At 40.8% G+C, this 20,977-nt stretch carries 17 protein-coding genes; 15 read left to right on the top strand and 2 right to left on the bottom strand.

The features are described 5' to 3' along the window. Positions 1-180: 180 nt before the first annotated feature. From rfbF to NWP21_RS02420, 14 genes are all read left to right on the top strand, one after another. On the top strand, positions 181-954 hold the full coding sequence (rfbF, locus tag NWP21_RS02485; protein ID WP_280791482.1) for a glucose-1-phosphate cytidylyltransferase: 774 nt from the start codon (positions 181-183) through the stop codon (positions 952-954). 45 nt (positions 955-999) lie between these two features. Next, positions 1,000-2,106, top strand: coding sequence for a CDP-glucose 4,6-dehydratase (gene rfbG, locus NWP21_RS02480; protein ID WP_280791481.1), 1,107 nt, complete (start codon positions 1,000-1,002; stop codon positions 2,104-2,106). An 81-nt stretch (positions 2,107-2,187) separates the two neighbouring features. Next, positions 2,188-2,736 (top strand): dTDP-4-dehydrorhamnose 3,5-epimerase, encoded by a 549-nt coding sequence (gene rfbC / locus NWP21_RS02475; protein WP_271731276.1) that lies wholly within the window; start codon positions 2,188-2,190, stop codon positions 2,734-2,736. Positions 2,737-2,903: 167 nt separating this feature from the next. Next, positions 2,904-4,217, top strand: a complete 1,314-nt coding sequence (locus tag NWP21_RS02470; protein ID WP_280791480.1) for a Gfo/Idh/MocA family oxidoreductase — start codon at positions 2,904-2,906, stop codon at positions 4,215-4,217. A gap of 276 nt (positions 4,218-4,493) precedes the next feature. Beyond that, the gene (locus tag NWP21_RS02465) at positions 4,494-5,582 is read left to right on the top strand and encodes a glycosyltransferase (RefSeq protein WP_271731274.1); all 1,089 of its coding nucleotides are present in this window, start codon (positions 4,494-4,496) and stop codon (positions 5,580-5,582) included. Positions 5,583-5,821: 239 nt separating this feature from the next. After that, positions 5,822-8,065, top strand: a complete 2,244-nt coding sequence (locus tag NWP21_RS02460) for a polysaccharide biosynthesis tyrosine autokinase (RefSeq protein WP_280791479.1) — start codon at positions 5,822-5,824, stop codon at positions 8,063-8,065. 978 nt (positions 8,066-9,043) lie between these two features. Beyond that, positions 9,044-9,775 carry a heterocyst development glycosyltransferase HepC gene (gene hepC / locus NWP21_RS02455; protein ID WP_280791478.1) on the top strand — a complete coding sequence of 244 codons (732 nt, stop codon included), beginning with the start codon at positions 9,044-9,046 and terminating at the stop codon, positions 9,773-9,775. Positions 9,776-9,932: 157 nt separating this feature from the next. Continuing rightward, positions 9,933-11,783 (top strand): heterocyst formation ABC transporter subunit HepA, encoded by a 1,851-nt coding sequence (gene hepA / locus NWP21_RS02450; RefSeq protein WP_280791477.1) that lies wholly within the window; start codon positions 9,933-9,935, stop codon positions 11,781-11,783. A 72-nt stretch (positions 11,784-11,855) separates the two neighbouring features. After that, a complete protein-coding gene (locus tag NWP21_RS02445) occupies positions 11,856-12,695 on the top strand; it encodes a hypothetical protein (RefSeq protein ID WP_280791476.1) in 840 nt (279 codons plus the stop codon). A gap of 61 nt (positions 12,696-12,756) precedes the next feature. Further along, positions 12,757-13,917 (top strand): glycosyltransferase family 4 protein, encoded by a 1,161-nt coding sequence (locus NWP21_RS02440; protein WP_280791475.1) that lies wholly within the window; start codon positions 12,757-12,759, stop codon positions 13,915-13,917. An 8-nt stretch (positions 13,918-13,925) separates the two neighbouring features. Further along, positions 13,926-14,927: a glycosyltransferase family 2 protein gene (locus NWP21_RS02435; protein WP_280791474.1), complete on the top strand. Its 1,002-nt coding sequence runs from the start codon at positions 13,926-13,928 to the stop codon at positions 14,925-14,927. Between the two features lie 109 nt (positions 14,928-15,036). Continuing rightward, positions 15,037-16,245, top strand: coding sequence for a glycosyltransferase family 4 protein (locus tag NWP21_RS02430; protein ID WP_280791473.1), 1,209 nt, complete (start codon positions 15,037-15,039; stop codon positions 16,243-16,245). Then, entirely contained in the window at positions 16,163-17,089 is a 927-nt protein-coding gene (locus NWP21_RS02425; RefSeq protein ID WP_271731265.1) for a glycosyltransferase family 2 protein, read from the top strand. The genes NWP21_RS02430 and NWP21_RS02425 overlap by 83 nt, the downstream gene beginning before the upstream one ends. Before the next feature lie 12 nt (positions 17,090-17,101). Then, positions 17,102-18,535 carry an O-antigen ligase family protein gene (locus tag NWP21_RS02420; protein ID WP_280791472.1) on the top strand — a complete coding sequence of 478 codons (1,434 nt, stop codon included), beginning with the start codon at positions 17,102-17,104 and terminating at the stop codon, positions 18,533-18,535. Positions 18,536-18,541: 6 nt separating this feature from the next. Here NWP21_RS02420 and NWP21_RS02415 read toward each other — a convergent pair whose 3' ends face one another. After that, a complete protein-coding gene (locus NWP21_RS02415; protein WP_280791471.1) occupies positions 18,542-19,480 on the bottom strand; it encodes a methyltransferase domain-containing protein in 939 nt (312 codons plus the stop codon). Positions 19,481-19,675: 195 nt separating this feature from the next. On the opposite strand from NWP21_RS02415, the gene NWP21_RS02410 reads away from it, so the two are divergent. Next, positions 19,676-20,410, top strand: a complete 735-nt coding sequence (locus tag NWP21_RS02410; RefSeq protein ID WP_280791470.1) for a phosphoadenylyl-sulfate reductase — start codon at positions 19,676-19,678, stop codon at positions 20,408-20,410. An 86-nt stretch (positions 20,411-20,496) separates the two neighbouring features. Here NWP21_RS02410 and NWP21_RS02405 read toward each other — a convergent pair whose 3' ends face one another. Next, positions 20,497-20,814 carry a hypothetical protein gene (locus NWP21_RS02405; RefSeq protein WP_271731279.1) on the bottom strand — a complete coding sequence of 106 codons (318 nt, stop codon included), beginning with the start codon at positions 20,812-20,814 and terminating at the stop codon, positions 20,497-20,499. Between the last annotated feature and the right edge of the window lie 163 nt (positions 20,815-20,977).

Below are 20,977 nucleotides of genomic sequence, written 5' to 3'. Positions count from 1 at the left end.
TTATTTTTTCAAGAAAATTATTCATAGAATCTTTATTAATTTAATAAAAAAAATAGTTATATTATGTAGAGAAATAAAGACATTATCCCAGCAAATTTTTCTCATCAAAACGCGTGCATCTTCTTTATCCTGAGAAGTTCAAAAGTCAACAAGCGATAAAATCCTCAACAAGGTAATTATATGAAAGCGGTAATTCTGGCTGGAGGACTGGGTACACGCCTCAGTGAAGAAACTAGTATCAGACCAAAGCCAATGGTGGAAATTGGTGGGCACCCAATTCTTTGGCACATCATGAAGATTTACTCGGCCCACGGTATTAATGACTTTATTATTTGTTGTGGCTACAAAGGTTACATCATTAAAGAGTATTTTGCTAATTACTTTTTACATATGTCAGATGTTACCTTCGATATGCGATTCAACCAAATGAATGTACATTCTGGTTATGCTGAACCCTGGCGCGTCACCTTAGTTAATACGGGGGATTACACCATGACCGGTGGACGATTAAAACGCATTAGTGAGCATGTTGGTAACAGTACATTTTGCTTTACCTATGGTGATGGTGTCTGTAACATAAATATCACAGAGTTAATTAAGTTTCATCAAGAACAAAAAAGTCTAGCGACACTCAGCGCAGTTCAACCCGCAGGACGCTTTGGGGCTATTTCCTTAGGACAAGATCAAACTAAAATCAACAGCTTTCAGGAAAAACCTGAAGGTGATGGCGCATGGATTAATGGCGGTTACTTTGTTTTAGAACCAGAAGTAATTAACTTGATCGCTGATGACTCTACAGTTTGGGAGAAAGAACCATTAGAAAAACTCGCACAGATGAATCAGCTATCTGCTTTTAAACATCATGGTTTTTGGCAACCCATGGATACATTACGCGATAAAAACCACCTAGAAGAGCTATGGAAAAGTGGTGAAGCTCCGTGGAAAGTGTGGTAATTAGCTGGTTTATTTACGCAGTATTGTATGAGGAGAATTGATCAAATGGAATCAAATTTCTGGGCGGGAAAAAAAGTTTTTGTCACCGGACATACGGGCTTTAAAGGTAGTTGGTTATCTCTCTGGTTACAAATGTTAGGGGCTGAGGTCTGTGGTTATGCTTTAACTCCGCCCACAGCCTTGAATCTGTTTGAGTTAGCTAATGTTGCTGATGGAATGACATCGGTGGTAGGAGACATCAGAAATTTAGATTTTCTCCAGCAAGTCATGCAAACCTACCAGCCAGATATTCTCATCCATATGGCGGCTCAGGCTTTGGTGCGGGAATCTTACTACAACCCAGTAGACACCTATGCGGTGAATATTATGGGAACAGTCAATGTATTGGAAGCAGTCAGGAATGTACCCAGTGTCAGAGCAGTAGTTTCAGTCACCTCTGATAAGTGTTATGAAAATCGCGAATGGGTTTGGGGTTACCGGGAAACAGATCCTATGGGAGGATATGACCCTTATAGCAGTAGTAAAGGATGCGCTGAATTAGTCACTACGGCTTATCGTCAATCTTTTTTTAATCCGGCTGATTACCCCCAACATGGGGTAGCGATCGCCAGCGTGCGAGCCGGAAATGTCATTGGTGGAGGAGATTGGGCTAAGGATCGGCTAGTTCCTGATATTCTCAATGCTTGGCTTTCCGGGAAAGAAGTTGTCATTAGAAACCCCCAAGCAGTGCGCCCTTGGCAACACGTTCTAGAACCCCTCAACGGTTATTTAATGCTAGCTGAAAAATTATTTACTCACGGTTCAGTATATTCTGGAGGCTGGAATTTTGGTCCAAATGAATCAGGAGTGAAAACTGTAGCTTGGGTAGTTAATCAGTTACAGCAGTTTTGGGGTGACGATGCTCATTGGATTCAGGATGGTGGAGTTCAACCCCATGAGGCTAATTTTTTAACCTTGGATTGTTCTAAAGCCCGGACTCAAATTAATTGGGAACCACAATTAGATTTACCAACAGCTTTAGCTTGGATTGTGGATTGGACTAAAGCCTGGGAACAAGATAATGATATGCAGCAAAAAAGCCAATCTCAGATTCAGCAGTTTATGCAACTTGCAGATTTTCAGCAACGAGAATTTTCCCTGTTGGGAGTTTAATATACGGGAAATGTGAGCAATTAAACCACCAATTCCGAGATAGTGCTAACTTTTTCCCAAGGACTTATCAAGATAAATTCTATGAATTTTACCCCAACTGCACTCAAAGACGCATTCATTGTTGATGTTGACAAAAAGCCGGATCATCGCGGCTTTTTCGCCCGTGGTTTCTGCGCTCAAGAGTTTATGGCACATGGATTAAAACCTACCGTTGCCCAATGTAATATATCTTTTAACCATAAAAAAGGGACTGTTAGGGGAATGCATTATCAAGTTTCCCCAGCTGCGGAAACCAAATTAGTGCGTTGTACTCAAGGGGTAATCTATGACGTAATTATTGATATGCGTCCTGAATCGCCGACTTTCTTATCACATATAGGCGTGGAATTAAGCGCCGAAAATCACCGGGCTTTGTACGTACCAGAAATGTTTGCTCACGGTTATCAAACTCTCACAGATGAGGCTGAGGTTGTCTATCAAGTGGGTGAGTTTTATACACCAGGTTATGAACGGGGATTACGCTATAACGACCCTTTTTTTAATATTGAATGGCCTTTAGAAGTTACTCACATTTCCGACAAGGATTTAAATTGGACATTACTAGAAATGATTCCTGTTGGTAGTGCCTAGTTGTGCCATGCATTATAAGTGGTTAAGGAATGAACCACTAAGGATCCAAAGAACACAACCAAACAAGTATCAAGGGCATTAATTTCAAATGGTTTGACCTAGAAGTTTCATGGGATAGATCACCGGACTACATAAATAGTTCTATTTAACACACAGGAGTTCAACTAATGATTATTATTGATCGTGCCTTAGAAGCCCGCGCCGCAGCTGGAAATCCAGTGAAAGTGGGGATGATTGGTGCTGGTTTTATGGGTCGAGGGATTGCAAATCAAATTATTAATTCAGTTCCGGGAATGGAGTTGGTGGCGGTTTTTAGCCGTCAGGTTGATGCAGCTAAAAAAGCTTATACAGAAGCAGGACAAGAAAATATTCAAGTTGTTACCAGTGTCACTGAATTAGAAGCGGCGATCGCACAGCATAAATATGCAGTTACCGAAGATGCTGAATTACTCTGCCAAGCTGAGGGAATTGATGCCATTATCGAAGTTACTGGCGCAGTCGAATTTGGTGCTCACATTGTGATGCAAGCGATCGCCCATCGTAAACATGTGATTATGATGAACGCCGAACTTGACGCTACCATCGGCCCCATCCTGAAGGTGTACGCCGACAAAGCCGGAATCATTCTCAGCGCCTGTGATGGAGATCAACCAGGGGTAGAAATGAATCTCTACCGATTTGTCAAAAGTATTGGTCTGACTCCGTTATTGTGCGGTAATATTAAAGGACTTCAAGACCCCTATCGCAATCCTACAACCCAAGAAGGATTTGCTAAACGTTGGGGTCAAAAAGCCCACATGGTGACCAGCTTTGCCGATGGAACCAAAATATCCTTCGAGCAAGCCATCGTTGCTAACGCTACAGGAATGAAAGTAGCCCAACGCGGAATGCTAGGTTACAACTTCAGCGGTCATGTTGATCAAATGACCAAAATGTACGATGTTGAACAACTAAAAGAACTTGGTGGTATTGTTGATTATGTAGTTGGCGCTCAACCCAGCCCCGGCGTGTTTGTATTTGCTACTCACGAAGACCCCAAACAACGTCACTATCTAGATTTGTACAAATTAGGTGAAGGTCCTTTATATAGCTTCTACACTCCCTATCACCTCTGCCATTTTGAAGTTCCATTGTCTGTAGCGCGTGCTGTCCTGTTCCAGGATACTGTCTTATCTCCCCTGGCCGGCCCAGTGGTGGATGTGATCACCACCGCCAAAATTAACCTCAAAGCTGGCGAAACCTTAGATGGTATCGGCTACTATATGACCTACGGCCAATGTGAGAATTCTGCCATTGTTCAAGAGCAGAAATTGCTACCCATCGGTTTAGCCGAAGGCTGTCGCCTCAAACGAGACATTTGCCAGGATCAAGTCCTCACCTATGATGATGTAGACTTACCTCAAGGTAGACTTTGCGACCAACTGCGCGCCGAACAAAACGCTTATTTTGCATCAGAAAGAGTTCTCGCAATGGTTGGGTAACAACAGTACCTTCTGTATCAGTGCAGTGAAGAAAATCCCTCAAACATCCTCTGAGTTTTTGAGGGAATCTTCCACCAACACATAAACTCAGTTTGTAGTGAGGACTGTAGTCCAAGCAACATTTATCATGAGGCCAGACCTTTTCACCTTGTCTAGATTTGTATGTAGAGGTGAAAGATATAACAATAGGCATTGATAATTCTCAACACTCAAGTTGTTAAGAGCAACTACCTAGAAACTTTTACAACACACTTAAGAATAAATCTAGACACAACTATGAAAATTGCTCTAGTTCATGATTACTTAACCCAGCGCGGTGGGGCAGAGCGTGTATTTGAGTTACTTTGTAAGCGCTATCCCGAAGCGGATGTTTTTACCTCTTTGTACAATCCGCAAAAAACTATTGATATGGGTGAGCGTATAGTCCAAACTACTTTTTTGCAAAAAATTCCCGGCGCAGTCAAGTATTTTAGATTGATGGCTCCTTTGTATTTTCCCGCCTTTCGCGCCTTGGATTTACAAGATTATGATTTGATTATTAGTAGCAGTACGAGCTTTGCCAAAGCAGTACGCAAACGTCCAGATGCAAAACATATTTGTTTTTGTCATAATGTTACCCGTTTCCTGTGGGATACGGAAACTTATTTAAGGGAATATGGAGACTACCGATATTTTGCGCCATTAATTGAGCAAATTTTTCAACTAATGAGAAATCTGGACTTGAAATATGCTCAAGAACCCGATCTTTACATTGCTAACTCTAGTATAGTTGCCCGTCGTATTGAAAAAATTTATAACAAACAAGCAATTGCCATTAACTATCCCATTGATACAAATAATTTCTTGTTCTCAGATACAAAAGATGAATATTATTTGGCCTCGGCGAGGATGATCAGCTATAAGCGGCTAGATATAATCATCGAAGCATTTAACTGGCTAGGTTGGCAATTATTAATTTCAGGCGATGGACCTGAACAACAACGTCTAAAAGCCAAAGCTTTAGATAATATTAAATTTTTAGGACACGTCAGTGATTCTCAACGCAAAGAATTATTTTCTAAGGCCAAGTCTGTAATAGTTGCAGCTTTAGAAGATTATGGATTAGTTCCAGTTGAGGCAAATGCTAGTGGGACACCAGTGATTGCCTACGGGGCAGGTGGAGTTTTAGATACACAGATACACGGCAAAACAGGGGTATTGTTTAAGAGACAAACACCCGAGTCCATACAATCTGCATTACTAGAGTCCGGACGAATCATTTGGGATTATGAAAGTATTCGTAAGCATGCAGTTAATAATTTTTCGGAACCAGTATTTTTTAACAAGGTTGAGCAGCTTATTGAACAAACTTGCAGTGTAAATTGATAATTTGTGACGCATTATATACAGATTATCAACCAGCCACAAAAAATCACACATCTAGAAATAAACAGGGAGTTATAATTTCTAAATTAAAGATTAGGTAAAGCTTATGTACCCACCATAAAATATCTTGTCATAGTTAGCCTGAAAGTTTAGAATCAGGGAGAATTTAAAATTAGTATCACTATATCCCTAAAGGGATTTACGCTACGTATAACGTATAGCAGATAAGGATAATAAACATGAATCAACCTAGTCTTACTCCGGGTATAAATCACATTACTAACTCTAGTATAGAACCAAGCTACGGACAGCTATTTAAGATATTAATTCGGAGGTTTCCTTGGTTTTTAGCAGTATTTTTGACTTCAATTGCCATCGCAGCTCTAGTAACTTCAAGGACAAAACCTACTTATAAAAGCTCCATGCAGTTGCTTGTAGAACCTAATTATCAAGGTAGGCGAGAAGATGCCGGAGTAGACACTCAATTTATCGAGCCTGACATTAAGATAGACACAGCAACCCAGCTGAATCTCATGCAAAGTTCAGGACTGATTCAACAAGCAGTTGAAAAACTTAAATCTGACTATCCTCAGATCAATGTCAACGAAATTAAAGAATCTTTAGTTCTTCATCAAATCAGGAATAAAGAAGATGATTTAGCTACAAAAATTTTCCAAGTAGAGTATAGTGCCAACGATCCCGAACAGACACAAAAAGTTCTGGCGGCAATTAGGCAAGTTTATGTGGAATATAATAAACAGCAACAGGATGCGCGGTTACAAAAAGGTTTACAAGTTATTCGGGAACAGTTAAATAAAGCCAGCGAGGAAGTGAACGCCTCAGAGACTAATCTGCAAAGATTCCGCAGAAACCAAAATTTAATCGATCCTGAGTCACAAGCTAAAACCCTAGAAGACTCTTTAAATGCTATTCAACAAGAGCGTCGTACTACCCGTTCTCAGTATCAAGAGGCCATAGCACGCCAAAAAACTTTGCAAGAACAACTCAGGCGTTCTCCACAAAATGCGCTGGTTGCTTCTCGTCTGAGTCAGTCTACCCGTTACCAAGGCTTACTCAACGAAATTCAAAAAACCGAACTAGCACTAGCTCAAGAGCGGTTGCGCTTTACCGATGCAACTCCCGGTGTACAAAAGCTTCAAGAACAACTTGAAAGCCAGAAGCAATTATTGCAACAAGAGGTTAGCAGAACTTTAGGCGTACAGTCTAATGGTGTATTCTCCTCCCAAGTACCTCTTTTAGAACAAGGACAATTTGGCGAAATTGACCTGAATCTGGCTACTCAGCTAGTGGAAACCCAAACAACTATAGTTGCTTTAAGCGCCCGCGATCAAACTTTAGCGGAAAAAGAAAATGAATTGCGTTTTGAAATCAAACGCTTTCCGCCTTTGTTGGCTTATTACAATCGGATTATGCCACAGCTACAATTTAGCCGTGAAAGGTTAGAGGAGCTATTGCGAGCAGAACAGAAATTGCGCCAAGAACTTGCCAAAGGGGGCTTTAACTGGGAAGTTGTGGAAGAACCGCAGTTAGGTATTTATATGGGGCCCAATCTCCAGCAGAATCTGTTGTTGGGTGCAGTAGTTGGCTTGATGTTAGGAGGTATGACTACTTTTATTCGAGAAGCATCTGATGATGCTGTTCATACCACTGCTGAACTGGAAAAACAGGTTTCCTTACCCTTGTTGGGAACTACTCCCAAACTGCCAACTACCAAAAGCAGAGAATCAATTATTAAGTTACCTTTTGGGAAACCAGAAGTTCTTGCCCCCTGGACTATTCAGGTGTTGCAATCAGCACCGCGCTGGGAATCCCTGGATTTAATTTTGAAAAATATTGAACTTTTAAATTCTCTTCCCAACTTGAAGTCCCTGATGGTTACCTCGCCTTTACCAGATGAGAGTAAGTCAGCTTTGGCGTTGGGTTTAGCTATGAGTGCGGCTCGTTTACACAAGCGGGTACTACTCATTGATGCTAATTTAAGAGACCCTAGTCTCCACGAACAACTCAATCTTCCCAATGAGCAAGGACTATCTACCCTCTTGGCTAGTCATGCGGCTATTCCCAACCGTCATAGTATTCCTACTTTAGATTCGGCTTACATTGATATTTTAACAGCCGGGCCTATACCTATTGACCCCGCAAATCTTCTGAGTTCACCACGCATGAAAGAATTAATAGGGGAATTTGAGGAAAATTATGATTTGGTCCTCATAGATGCTCCGCCAGTTCTTGGTTTGGTGGATGCCATGCTTACAGCTTCATCTTGTCGTAGTGTGGTACTCACAGCAAGCATGAGTAAAGTAACTCGCAGCCAAATAGCCCAAGCTACAGGTATGTTGAGTAAGTTAAACCTCATCGGGGTTGTGGCTAGTGGAGTCTCAAACTCTGACAGTACCTATGTACAGTATCCCCAGCCGTCTAAGTCCTCCCAATTAGCGCTACAACAAGTTTTGGAAAAATAGGTGAGCAACAGAGGAAGCGTTTACTTGTATCAGTGTGCTTTACCAATTGAAAGGTTTTATATTATGTGCGATCGCTCAGGTCAACTGCCCTAACCCAGTGTTTGGTCTGGGAAGTGACAAAAGCCCTCCATCCCAGAAACAGCGCTTGGGCGATCGCACATATCTTTTTTTTAGATCCAGCAGTTTGTAGATAGATGAGGCACAAATCTGAATACTAACATTATTCTGAGGTAGGTATCCTGACCGCTAAGAGTTTACCTAACCCCAATAAATATGTCTGTAATTGTCTCAACTCCAGTAGCCCCCATTGCTGGACTTTCTCAATAGACATATCCAGAATTTAAATATGCCCATCCTATAACCATTATAGAGATATTCCCTGGAAACTCTCTACATTCTTTCTCGGATATGACTAATATCAAATTTCCAGGATAATACTATTACTTCAAAATAACTATATTTATAGTAGCTTTATAATTAAGGATAAAAAGCAGAGGCTATTTAAAGACTAAATAAAGAATTTACCCCACCATATAGTCAGGTCTCAAAGGTCTTATATCCTAGACATTAAAGCCCCAACGCAACAACTAAAAGTCAAGGTTAAACTGGTTTTGTGAGATTCAGAAAAAAATAGGTAGTCGCAACTAATTGTAGATATGAATTTATGGCGCACTTAAGGGATGAGGGAATTTTATTGAAGCACTTTTCGATTATCCATGTTGATCAGATAATCCCCTTAATTTCCCTTTTGTGCAGTATGTTTACTGCTACTTATTTCCTAAGTATCCTTCTGGTTTTTACATTTTTACACCAGTATAATTGCCCAAAATCTAGAGTTATCTGGAGTGCAACTTAAAAAGCATATTTCGGCACACAATTACCTATTTTTGGAGCAAAACAAAATTCGGTTTGAGTCTTTGGCATTCATAGCCTTCAATATTAACTCAGCGATTCACTATTGTATAGATCCAAAGACATATGACAATTTCATTAATTCCTCCTACCCTCGGCAATTCCTCTCATCCAGCCGAGCAACACCACAATCATCGCTTTTCATACTGTACACTCCAATGGCGGCGTGGTCAGTTGTTAGTTAAATCCCCCGGAAAAACTAAACACCTTTACTTACCTTCCTTGCATGATGAGCAATTATTAGTCAATTGCTTAAAACATTCTCCGGTAAATTTGGTCAGTATAGATCCCAGTGTTGGCAAGGATTATCTGACACTGTGGGTTGAAGCCTGCGAGCAAGCTGGTAAGCCCATATTTCTTCGCCTACCCTCTAACAATAAACAACTTAGCCGTTGGCAACAACTCATTGACTGGATTACCGCTTTGTTTTTGCTACTACTCATGAGTCCAGTTATGCTGGTATTATTTGTCATTTTACAGGTGGAGTCACCAGGGGCAATTTTCACCAGTGAGTGGCAGGTGGGAAAACGAGGTAAAATCTTTCGTGCCCTCAAGTTTTGTACAACCACAAAGGAGAATCTCACACCTTTAGGGCGTTGGATGCGTAAATACGATCTAGACCATCTACCCCAGTTGTGGAATGTGCTGCGCGGTGAAACGACTTTGATGGTATCTCCTAATTGTACTTTAGAAACTGTTCTAACTGTGGCCGGACAAGAGCAGATGAATCAATTATCAGACATGACGGATTCATGGCAACAATCTAGTGTTTTGCATTTGGATAACCCAACACTGTGATTTTCTGCTAAATGCATTCAGTCCATAAGGTGCGTTATGGCGCTTTGTCTGACGCACCCTAGACAAAGATAAGCAATTTTTTGTCTTACTACAATTAAAGGGTTATTGAGCATCTCTATGACTTATGTAAGTCCTCACATTATGGTTGAAAAAAATCATGTATATTCAAGCTGCTCAAGTCTTAGTCGATCGCTTTAAAGCCAGTAAATTTTGGCAGAAAAATTCTTTAATATTGCGAGAATTTAAAAAATTCCGTAAAGTTACTATTCTCGCTTTACTATTTTCAGTGCTAGCTGCAACTTTTGAAGGTTTTAGTATCGGCTTTCTCTTGTCATTTTTGCAAAATTTAACTACCCCTGATGCCGAACCAATTCAAACTGGAATTTCTTGGTTTGACACCTGGATTTTAGCGACTCAGACATCGGCAATTGAGAGACTATATCGTATTTCCTTACTAATTTTAGTCAGTACATGGATACGTGCTAGTTTCAATTACCTCGCACAAGTATACATAGAAATATCTCAATTACGTCTAGCCGACCGCTTGCGTAAACAAATTTTTGAACAGTTGCAAGCATTACCTTTAAGTTATTTTAATAACACCAAATCCGGCGAAATAATTAATACTATCACTACGGAAATTGAGAGAATAAAACAGTGGTTTAGTGGAGCAGCATTTTTGATAACTAGAGGGATAACCATTTGTGTCTATTTTGTCTCCATGTGTTTATTATCTTGGCAGCTGACAATTATTTCTTTTCTATTATTCACCTTAATAGGGGTTGGATTATCAACACTCAATTCCCGTGCTAGGGAAACTAGTTTTAGTACCTCAATTGCTAATGGGAAATTTACCTCTATAGCTATTGAATTTATTAACGCAATTCGCACGGTTCACGCCTTTGCAACTCAAGAATTTGAGCGCCATCGTTTTTATCAAGCTAGCAATCAAGTAGTTAGCACCGCCACCAAAGTTGTATTAACTTGGGCGCTGGTTAGACCGCTAGCTGAAGCTTTAGCTAGTACGATTCTGATTGGCATGATTGTTTTTGCCTTTACTGCTTTTGTTGCCAATGGAACCCTACAGGTAGCTTCTTTGCTGACATTTTTCTTTGTTCTCTTTCGCGTTGTGCCAATTGTCCAAGATATTAATGGCACTAGAGCCCATTTAAGCACACTCGAAGGAGCAGCAGATAATATTAAGGAGTTAATTAGAACTGACAATAAAACCTATTTGCAGAATGGTTATCTCTCATTTAATGGGCTAGAGTATTCAATTGATGTAGTCTCAGCGGATTTTGGCTATGATGCTAATACATCAGTGCTCAAGAATATTACCCTAAGTATTGAAAAAGGTAAAACTACGGCGTTAGTCGGTGGTACTGGTGCTGGTAAAAGTACATTGATTGATTTAATTCCCCGATTTTATGATCCAACAGCCGGAAATATCATGATTGATGGGGTGGATATCCGCAAATTTGACATTAAATCTTTACGACAGAAAATCGCTGTTGTCAGTCAGGATACCTTTATTTTCAATACTTCTGTGGCGAATAATATTGCTTACGGTACAGAAGGGGCAACTGAAGCTGCAATTCGCAAAGTTGCTCAACTAGCCAATGCACTCGAATTTATTGAAGAAATGCCTGAAGGGTTAAATACTCAACTGGGGGATCGGGGTGTGCGATTATCTGGAGGACAACGCCAGCGAATTGCCATCGCCCGGGCTTTGCTGCAAGACCCAGAAATTCTGATTTTGGACGAAGCCACCAGCGCTCTTGATTCCATGACTGAACGCTTGATTCAAGAATCTCTCGAAAAGCTATCTGTAGGTAAAACAGTGATTGCGATCGCTCATCGTCTCTCAACTATCGCCCAAGCAGACAAAGTCGTGGTATTAGAACAAGGACGCATTGTCGAGCAAGGTAATTACCAGGAATTATTAGAACTTAAAGGCAAGTTATGGGAATATCACAAGACCCAATATCAAATGGGTAACCCTGGATAAATTTATCCTGATTTATCGCTGGTAGATTGCAGAATAAATTGATATATTCTTGATTTTTAGGAGATATAAAAAATGGTAAATATTGGCTATCATGCGGCTAGATTGCAAGGAAAAATTAACCGTAATTTATATCAATCTAAGATAGCTAAAACCGTTAAACGTGACATCAAAATAACTCAACAAGTTCCGTTGACTGTATATGCATTATCTTGTGAACGAGACTTACCCGAACAAGTCGCAAGTATTCGCTCATTTATCACCCATGTTGGTATCCCTCATAAATTTACCGTGATTTCTGATGGTAGCTATACTGATTTGAGTTGTCAGTTATTGCGCCGGATTCATCCCTGTGTTGAAGTCATACCCATCAACGAATTTATTAAACCAGATTTACCGCAATGTGTATGTGATTATGCCCAAATCCATCCTATGGGTAAAAAATTATCAGCATTGATGTCAATTCCCATTCATGGTACCACTATCTATACAGACTCAGATATTTTATTCTTCCCAGGGGGAAGTGATTTAGTAGAGTTGGCTAATTCAGATAGTCCAGTCTGCCATTATTTACCAGATTGTGCAAATTCACTAGATGGGAGAATCCTTTATGAAGAAACAGAAAAATTAAATCCTATCAATGCGGGATTTATTTTATTTAAGCATGAATTAGATTGGAGTTTTGCCATTAAACGTTTGGCAAATTTATCGGCAACACCAAGCTATTTTACAGAACAAACCATTGTCCATTTAACAATTCATAATCATGATAGCATTCCCCTCTGCTCAGAAAAGTATGTAATGAATGTCATGGATCAATTTATATATAGAGATAATTTTGCGAGTAAAACAATTGCTTTACGGCATTATGTCAGTGATGTGAGACATAAGTTTTGGATGAATGTAGCAATATAAATTTTCATCCTAACTTGTCTTAGAGAAAAATGATGATTATAACTAAACAATTTGAGTCAATATGAGTTACACATTAGTTGATAAGAAAATGATCTATCACTGCTCCCGTACTAATATCAGTGGGGGTGGGGGTATTGAAACTTATTTAGCTTCTTTGATAAATTCTCCCATGACTGGGGTCAGCGATCGCACAATTTATTCTTTAAAGAATTTCGATCAGCAGCAAGCCCAATTACTGCACATTCACGACCCAGATATGCTGCTGGATTTGCGGGAAGAATGTCCAGCCATATTGACTTTACATAATCACTCTAGCTATTGTCCTAGTGGCACAAAATATTTAGCCAATCGCGCCAAAGTTTGCGATCGCCCCATAAATCCTCTGGGGTGTGCTTGGGGACATTTGATAGATGGTTGTGGTAGCCGCCGACCGCAAAAGCTGATACACAATTGGTTTAACACTTACCATCCACTAGAAAGACTCAAAAAACTGCAAATTCCCGTAATTGCTAACAGTGATTATGTACGTCAGCAAATCATTAGTAATGGTATCCCACCGCAAAGAGTGGTGACACTGCGGTGTGGTGTCAAACCACCTACACAAACCACAGCACCTTTAAATTTAGCCACTCATCAAAATCAGCGGATTTTGTTTGCTGGTCGCATTGTTCCCGATAAAGGCGTGGAATGGTTGATTAAAGCTTTGGCGCAAACTAACGAAGGTATCCATCTTGATATTGCTGGCGATGGTTGGAGTAAGTCAACCATGGAAAAACTAGCCAGTCAAATGGGCTTAAGCGATCGCATTACCTGGCATGGTTGGTGTAATAGTAAGCAATTAGAGTTACTTTATCAACAGTGCTTTGCTGTAGTCTTTCCTAGTCTTTGGCCTGAACCCGCTGGTCTAGTAACCCTGGAAGCCTATAGTCACTATCGACCTATCATTGCTAGTGCTGTAGGCGGTATTCCCGAACATATACGAGATGGGGAAACAGGAATTTTAGTTCCAGCTAATAATATCAAACAATTAGCTCATGCTATCAACGAACTAGCCACTAATTATCCCAAATGCCGACTCATGGGTGAAAGGGGTCAAGCTTGGTATCAGGCAGAATTTACTATTGATATCCACCTGCAAAGGTTAGCAGAAATTTATGGGCAAACCATCGCCCAATTTGAGGACAGAACCACTAACAATAAAGTTTTAAAATCATCTCAATAGTCGAAATTATGTCACTAAATACTGAATTCAACCTTACAGATAGCCCGTTGGTGAGTGTAGTCATTCCCACTTATAATCGACCAGAGTACCTCAAGCAGGCGATCGCCAGTGCTGTTAACCAAACTTATAGAAACATTGAAATTATTGTTTCTGATAACTGCAGTCCAGAAAATCCCCAAGCCATCGTGGAATATTTTGCAGATCCACGCATTCGCTTTTGGCGACATTCAGAAAATGTGGGAATGCAGGGAAATCAGATACATGGTTTCAAAATGGCGCGTGGTAAATATGTCGCTAGTCTCCACGATGATGATATGTGGAAGGAGGACTTTTTAGCAAAGCTTGTACCACCCTTAGAAGCAAATTCTGATTTAATCATCGCCTTTTGTGACCAATATATTATCGATAGGTATGGCAAGATTCAATATGATAGAACTGAATTGAATACACGCAGTTATAAGCGAGATCAACTCGCCCCTGGAACTCATCAACCATTCTATAAAATTGGCTTAATAGATAAAAGCATACCCACAGCAGCAGCTTGTTTAATTCGCAATCATGTGATTGATTGGGAGATTATTCCCTCAGAAATTGGGGGGATGTGGGATTTATATTTAACCTACCTCTGCTGTATATCGGGTTGTAGTGCTTACTATCATCCAGAAAGACTAACACTATATCGAGACCATCACGAAACTGAAACTCAACTCAGTGGTAATCGTGATGCACAGGCAAAAATTCGCAAGGCCAAAAGCGAGATTTTCTGTTACCAAATCTTTATACAAGATAGTCGTATAAAGGAATTTAAATCTTACTTTCAAGAAAAACTGTTAGAATCCCATACCACATTGGGAATTGGTTTACTACGAAATCAACAGACAAAAACAGCACGTTATCACCTTTGTCGATCCCTCAAACAGCAGAAATTTAATTTCCGCACTATTGCAGCTTTAACTCTGAGTTTTACACCCAAATTTCTCACCAATCAGTTACTCAGAACAGCAAGATAAATTGACAACTACCTGAATCAGAAGAGCTATGGCACCAGCTAATTTTTTAATGCTTAATTACCAGTTCCGACAAAACTAGTATTACATATCAAATCCTGAAAGGTAATAAATGAAAATTTGTATCGTTACCCATAGCCTACAAAAATGCGACGGTCAGGGTAGAGTTAATTATGAAGTAGCCCAAGAAGCAATTCGTCGCGGTTATCAATTAACATTATTAGCTAGTCAAGTAGATTTAGAATTACAGCAAAGTCACCTAATTAAGTGGGTTGATATTCCTGTAAAAGGCTATCCTACAGAATTTCTCCGTAACATTATTTTTGCCACTAAAAGCACAATATGGTTAAAACAACATCGCCAAGAAGTGGACATAGTAAAAGTTAATGGCGCAATTACTAATCCCCCAGGAGATGTCAACGCAGTACATTTTGTCCATAATTCTTGGGGGAAATTTACCTCTAATAAAACTCAAAAAAAACCAGGAAATTTCCTATATAACTCCTACCAGTGGCTATACACAACTTTAAATGCACATTGGGAAAAACCAGCTTTTCTTAAAGCTCAAGTAGTAGTAGCCGTTTCTGATCAAGTCGCTCAGGACTTACAAGCAATAGGTGTACCCCCAGAGTCTATCAAAGTAATTTTAAACGGCGTTGATTTACAAGAGTTTTCCCCAGGAGTCAGCGATCGCCAAAAATGGCAACTACCCGAAAATGTACCCTTAGCATTGTTTGCGGGCGATATCAGACTGACGCGCAAGAACTTAGATACAGTCTTACAAGCCTTAGTCCAAGTTCCTGACTTACATCTAGTCGTAGCGGGAAATACTCAAGGAAGCCCCTATCTTCAGTTAGCAGCATCATTAGGACTTTGTCAGCGCGTACATTTTTTGGGACAGCGGTCTGATGTACCAGAACTGATGAAAGCTGTGGATTTCTTGGTTTTCCCCTCACGTTATGAACCCTTTGGGTTAGTGGTTATTGAAGCCATGGCTTCTGGGTTACCTGTAATTACCGCCAGTTCCACCGGTGCTGCTGCTTTAGTAACACCAGAATCGGGAATAGTGTTGTCAAACTCAGACGATGTAGAAGCTTTAACACAAGCATTACAGTTACTCAGTAGCGATCGCTCATTATACCAACAAATGGGAAAAGCCGCGCGTTTAGTTGCAGAACAACACAGTTGGAGCAGTATGGCACAAACCTATTTAGATTTATTTGAGGAGTTAATGAATCATGAGGAATACGGTTCTCGTCCCCACCTATCGCCGTCCTCTAGATCTATCACGTTGCCTTTTGGCGCTGCAAGTACAAACTAAACCAGTTGATCAAGTAGTTGTCGTGGTTCGGGATACAGATACCCAGACTTGGCAATTCCTCGGCGGATTTTACGCCGAAAGGTTACCATTACATATTGTACCTGTGACGGAGCCGGGAGTAGTAGCCGCACTCAACGCCGGATTGAACGTGGTAATAGGAGATATTGTTTCTATTACTGATGATGACGCAGCACCTCATTCTGATTGGTTGGAAAGAATCAACGCTCACTTTATCACTGATCCTGCTATTGGCGGTGTCGGTGGTCGCGATTGGGTACACTACGGTGACAAAATTGAAGACGGTCAACAGCCCATAGTTGGTAAGTTGCAGTGGTTCGGGCGGGTAATTGGTAACCACCATTTAGGAGTAGGATCACCCCGGGAAGTTGATGTTCTCAAAGGGGTGAATATGAGTTTTCGTACCCAAGCAATTGGGAAATTAACATTTGATCAGCGAATGCGTGGTACAGGAGCGCAGGTACACTTTGAAATGGCCTTTACTCTGAGTTTAAAGCGGGCTGGTTGGAAAATAATTTATGATCCCCAAGTGGCGGTAGATCACTATCCAGCCCAACGTTTTGATGAAGACCAACGCCACAACTTTAATGAAATTGCTTTGATTAACCTAGTTCATAATGAAACTTTAGTCTTACTAGAACATCTGCCGCGATCGCGTCATTTTGTGTTTTGGCTGTGGGCATTATTAGTAGGGACAAGAGATAGTTTAGGTTTAATCCAATGGCTGCGACTTTTACCTAGTCAAGGTAAAATTGCCGGACAAAAGTTATTGCTGTCCTGGCGGGGACGTTGGTTAGCACATCGACAATTCGTAATTGGTCATTAGTTATTGGCGATCATGATTTCCAAACAGATACATTTCAATAGTTTTTCAGAATCAAACTTTTTTCCCCAAGAGCGATCGCTACAAGGTTGGCTAGCTATTTCCGGCTTTCTGCTACTGACTGTAGTTTCCTATTTTGCCGGTGCTGCTGCTTTATTGCGCTTAGTTTACCCCGTGACCGCTTTAGCAGTAGCCATATTCTTATACTTACGTCATCCCATTCTCTATATCGGTTTTACTTGGTGGATATGGTTTCTTACACCCTTAGCCGCCCGTTTAGTTGACTATCGAATTGGCTGGGACCCCACCCGTCAGATGCTCATAGCACCTTACTTAGTAGTATTTGTGACTATAGCGACTTTTTTACGCCACTCTCCCCGGGCTTCCACTCAGGGAGCCATGCCGTTTGTTTTGGCTTTTATCGCGGTCTTCTATGGTTTTTTAATCGGTTTGGTTCATAATTCACCCCTACCTGTAGCCAGGGGTCTTTTAGATTGGCTAAGTCCCATTCTCTTTGCCTTTCACTTGTTTATCAACTGGCGAGACTATCCCAGCTACCGCCAGAATATTCAACGTATATTCATCTGGGCTGTATTGCTATTAAGTATTTATGCTATCTATCAATTTGTAGTCGCACCGGAATGGGATAGATACTGGCTGATAGAATCGAAAATGTATACAAGTTCAGGAAGTCCTGAACCTTTTGGTATGAGGGTATGGAGTACTTTACACTCACCTGGACCCTTTGCTTCTATTATGCAAACAGGACTACTGTTATTATTCACCAGTTCGGGAAGCTTAATTTTACCGGCCTCAGCCCTTGGTTATTTGTCATTTTTACTGACACAAGTACGTAGTAGTTGGTTGGGTTGGTTCTTGGGAATAGTGATGATTTTTGGTTCCGTCAAGGCGCATCTTCAAATGCGCTTAATGGCCATGATTTTAATCATCATCATGTGTGTTATACCCTTGACTAATATTGAGCCGATTTCGGATGTCGTGACAAATCGGTTAGAAACATTTTCTCAGTTAGAAAAAGATACTAGCTTTAATGAGAGATCAGAAAGCTATGAGAGAAATTTAAACTTAGCTCTTTCTAATGTTTTAGGTAAAGGATTAGGAAATATCTGGACCCTGAATGAAAAGACTGGTGAATTGGAAGTCTTTGTCCTTGACAGTGGTATTCTAGATATGTTTTTTACCCTGGGGTGGGTGGGTGCAATACCTTATCTGGCCGGGTTTATGTTGATAATCTTCAGCGTGTTTCAGTATGCTGAGGCTCGGTTTGATACTTTTGTCAGTACCGCCCGCGCGATTAGTATTACTTTTTGTGTGCAGCTAGTTGGCTATAGTACCATGATCGGTCTTTCTGGTATGATTATGTGGGGATTTCTAGCTATGGCCATGGCAGCCCATAAGTACTATCAGCATCAAAATACTCAGTTTTGAGTGAGATTATTTCCGGACAGCTCGGAACATCCCAAAGCGGCACAGACCTGTACCAAATGCCAGTCGCATCAGTAGCAGTGTAGGAACTTCTCGCACAGATTTAATCAAACCAGGTATCCCAAAACGCACTAATCCCTGCGGACGGGCTATTCCTTGCCAAATAGAATCTAACCAAGAAGGAAGTGTTGCTTGTGTCCAGTCTGCTGTCTTCACCTCTCCTTGAACTAATTCCGTCTCTGATAACAGTTCACTAAAACCTTCAATGCTGGCAAAAGCAGGATGAGACCACTGATCTAGTAACTGTTTCATTACGGGTTTTTCCCAAAAATTCAGAGGTTTTTGGCGTTCGTCCCTTTGATTCCAGTCAGCCACAACCAGCACTCCACCCGGCTTGAGCACCCGCATTAATTCTTTGGCAAAAACGGCTTTATCTGGCATATGCGGACCGGCTTCAATAGACCAAACTACATCAAAACTGGCATCAGAGAAGGAAAGCGCCATAGCATCATCTACCTGAAATTTCACATCCAGTCCATTGTCCGTTAACTCCTGGGCACGTTGGACTTGTTGAGGACTGATGGTAATCCCTGTTACCGCAAATCCATAATCTTTTGCTAGAATACGACTACTACCCCCGATGCCACAGCCAACATCTAAAACAGTTGTACCGGCGGGTAATTTATCTAAACCACCCCAATGCACCATTTCATGCACAAAGTCAGATTTAGCCACCAGAAAATCTTTTCTTTGTGGTGGTGATCCATAATGACCTAAGTGGATGTGTTCGCCCCAGTAAAATTCTAAAATCCCATCTTCTGTCCATTGGTCGTAAGAATTGGCTACGGAGTTAGATGATTGGTAACGACGAGGGGTGAGTAAATATAATAAAATCCCTATCGCTAATACTGCGGTGAGTAGTCCCAGGGCAAAAAACAACCAATTCATGGAAATCAGTCCTTAATATTTCTTTACAATTCTATCCTATTTTTGGCATGGCTTCAGCGAAGGTAACTATGGCAAGATCCCATCTTGATGTCGCTTTGATACCCTATTTAAAACTCCACTATTCTCCAGGTTGAATGGTAGAAAAGCATCTTAACTTGGTAAAATTCAGTTTGCCGAAGCAAAGAACACAAAAATATGGTAGCTACCCCAACTAATTTAGATATTCCTGCCTTAGAAGCAGAATATAGTCAAAGGACACCCAGGGAAATTCTTAAATTTGCCTTAGAAACTTTTAACAATATCTCCATTTCTTTTAGTGGTGCTGAGGATGTTGTCCTCATTGATATCGCATCAAAAGTTACTAAAAATTTCCGTGTTTTTACTCTCGATACCGGACGCATGCACCCCGAAACATACCAGTTATTGAATCAGGTCAGAGAACATTATGGTATTAAATTAGAAGTCCAATTTCCTGATGCTGGGGAAGTGCAAGCTTTAGTAGAAGAGAAGGGATTGTTTAGTTTCTATCAAGATGGTCATAAAGAATGCTGCGGGGTTCGCAAGGTCAGACCCCTACGCCGGAAACTCAATACTCTGGATGCTTGGATTACAGGTCAACGCAAAGACCAAAGCCCTAGTACCCGCAACCATATCCCGGTGATTGAAGTTGATACTGCTTTTTCGACTCCAGACCATCAGTTAATTAAGTTTAACCCCTTAGCCAACTGGTCTTCTGCACAGGTGTGGGAATATATCCGCGCTTTAGATGTACCTTACAATAAGTTGCATGAACGCGGTTTTGTCAGCATTGGCTGTGAACCCTGCACTAGACCTGTTTTACCTAACCAGCATGAACGTGAAGGGCGTTGGTGGTGGGAAGAATCCACTGCTAAGGAATGCGGTTTGCATCTTGGTAATTTGCAAAAGTAGTTTAAACTGAGCGATGCCTCCGCCGGGCGCGGAGCGCCATCGCTCTTGTTGACCATTTTTGTGGTACTGAGTTTAAATCCCAGAAATCAGCTAGTTGCTTCCACTGGTTTTTGCTGAGAAATATTCCCCGGTATTGGTTCGGTTTTCGTTCCCGGAGATACAGCAGTGACTTCAATATGGTTGAATAACGTGGTCACAAATGCAAATAGCAAGAATGGTAGGGACAACAAAACTATGAGACCTACAGTTGCTAAAGCATATACAGGACGTTTAGCACCCATTAAAGCTAAAGCCGATGCTAAACTGACAGTGATTGTAATTAGCCAAACAATTATTTGACCGTAGATATCACCAAAGGTCAGGGTACAGACAAAACGGTATTTTTGAAAATTACTCTTGTCCATCATGTTTTATATTTATTCCACTTCTGCTATATAAAACCTAGACAAAGCTAGACTTTACTTTCTACTTCAACGGGAGCATGGGAGCGGTTATCCCTTAGTAGACTTGCACGCCTTAGCCAGACGCGATATTTCTCTTAAGATTTACAAGAAAGACTACCGCTAT

This window comes from Anabaenopsis sp. FSS-46 (assembly GCF_029891665.1).
In the GTDB taxonomy this organism is placed as follows: domain Bacteria; phylum Cyanobacteriota; class Cyanobacteriia; order Cyanobacteriales; family Nostocaceae; genus Anabaenopsis; species Anabaenopsis arnoldii.
This window is presented reverse-complemented; position numbering and strand designations above follow the sequence as displayed.

Bases quoted from the DNA above. Each gene is read 5' to 3' on its own strand.
- NWP21_RS02425 (WP_271731265.1), top strand. From the start codon at position 16,163: ATGAGGAATACGGTTCTCGTCCCCACCTATCGCCGTCCTCTAGATCTA.
- NWP21_RS02415 (WP_280791471.1), bottom strand. From the start codon at position 19,480: ATGAATTGGTTGTTTTTTGCCCTGGGACTACTCACCGCAGTATTAGCG.
- rfbC (WP_271731276.1), top strand. From the start codon at position 2,188: ATGAATTTTACCCCAACTGCACTCAAAGACGCATTCATTGTTGATGTT.
- NWP21_RS02460 (WP_280791479.1), top strand. From the start codon at position 5,822: ATGAATCAACCTAGTCTTACTCCGGGTATAAATCACATTACTAACTCT.
- hepC (WP_280791478.1), top strand. From the start codon at position 9,044: ATGACAATTTCATTAATTCCTCCTACCCTCGGCAATTCCTCTCATCCA.
- NWP21_RS02420 (WP_280791472.1), top strand. From the start codon at position 17,102: ATGATTTCCAAACAGATACATTTCAATAGTTTTTCAGAATCAAACTTT.
- rfbF (WP_280791482.1), top strand. From the start codon at position 181: ATGAAAGCGGTAATTCTGGCTGGAGGACTGGGTACACGCCTCAGTGAA.
- rfbG (WP_280791481.1), top strand. From the start codon at position 1,000: ATGGAATCAAATTTCTGGGCGGGAAAAAAAGTTTTTGTCACCGGACAT.
- NWP21_RS02440 (WP_280791475.1), top strand. From the start codon at position 12,757: ATGAGTTACACATTAGTTGATAAGAAAATGATCTATCACTGCTCCCGT.
- NWP21_RS02430 (WP_280791473.1), top strand. From the start codon at position 15,037: ATGAAAATTTGTATCGTTACCCATAGCCTACAAAAATGCGACGGTCAG.
- NWP21_RS02435 (WP_280791474.1), top strand. From the start codon at position 13,926: ATGTCACTAAATACTGAATTCAACCTTACAGATAGCCCGTTGGTGAGT.
- NWP21_RS02410 (WP_280791470.1), top strand. From the start codon at position 19,676: ATGGTAGCTACCCCAACTAATTTAGATATTCCTGCCTTAGAAGCAGAA.
- NWP21_RS02470 (WP_280791480.1), top strand. From the start codon at position 2,904: ATGATTATTATTGATCGTGCCTTAGAAGCCCGCGCCGCAGCTGGAAAT.
- NWP21_RS02465 (WP_271731274.1), top strand. From the start codon at position 4,494: ATGAAAATTGCTCTAGTTCATGATTACTTAACCCAGCGCGGTGGGGCA.
- NWP21_RS02405 (WP_271731279.1), bottom strand. From the start codon at position 20,814: ATGGACAAGAGTAATTTTCAAAAATACCGTTTTGTCTGTACCCTGACC.
- NWP21_RS02445 (WP_280791476.1), top strand. From the start codon at position 11,856: ATGGTAAATATTGGCTATCATGCGGCTAGATTGCAAGGAAAAATTAAC.
- hepA (WP_280791477.1), top strand. From the start codon at position 9,933: ATGTATATTCAAGCTGCTCAAGTCTTAGTCGATCGCTTTAAAGCCAGT.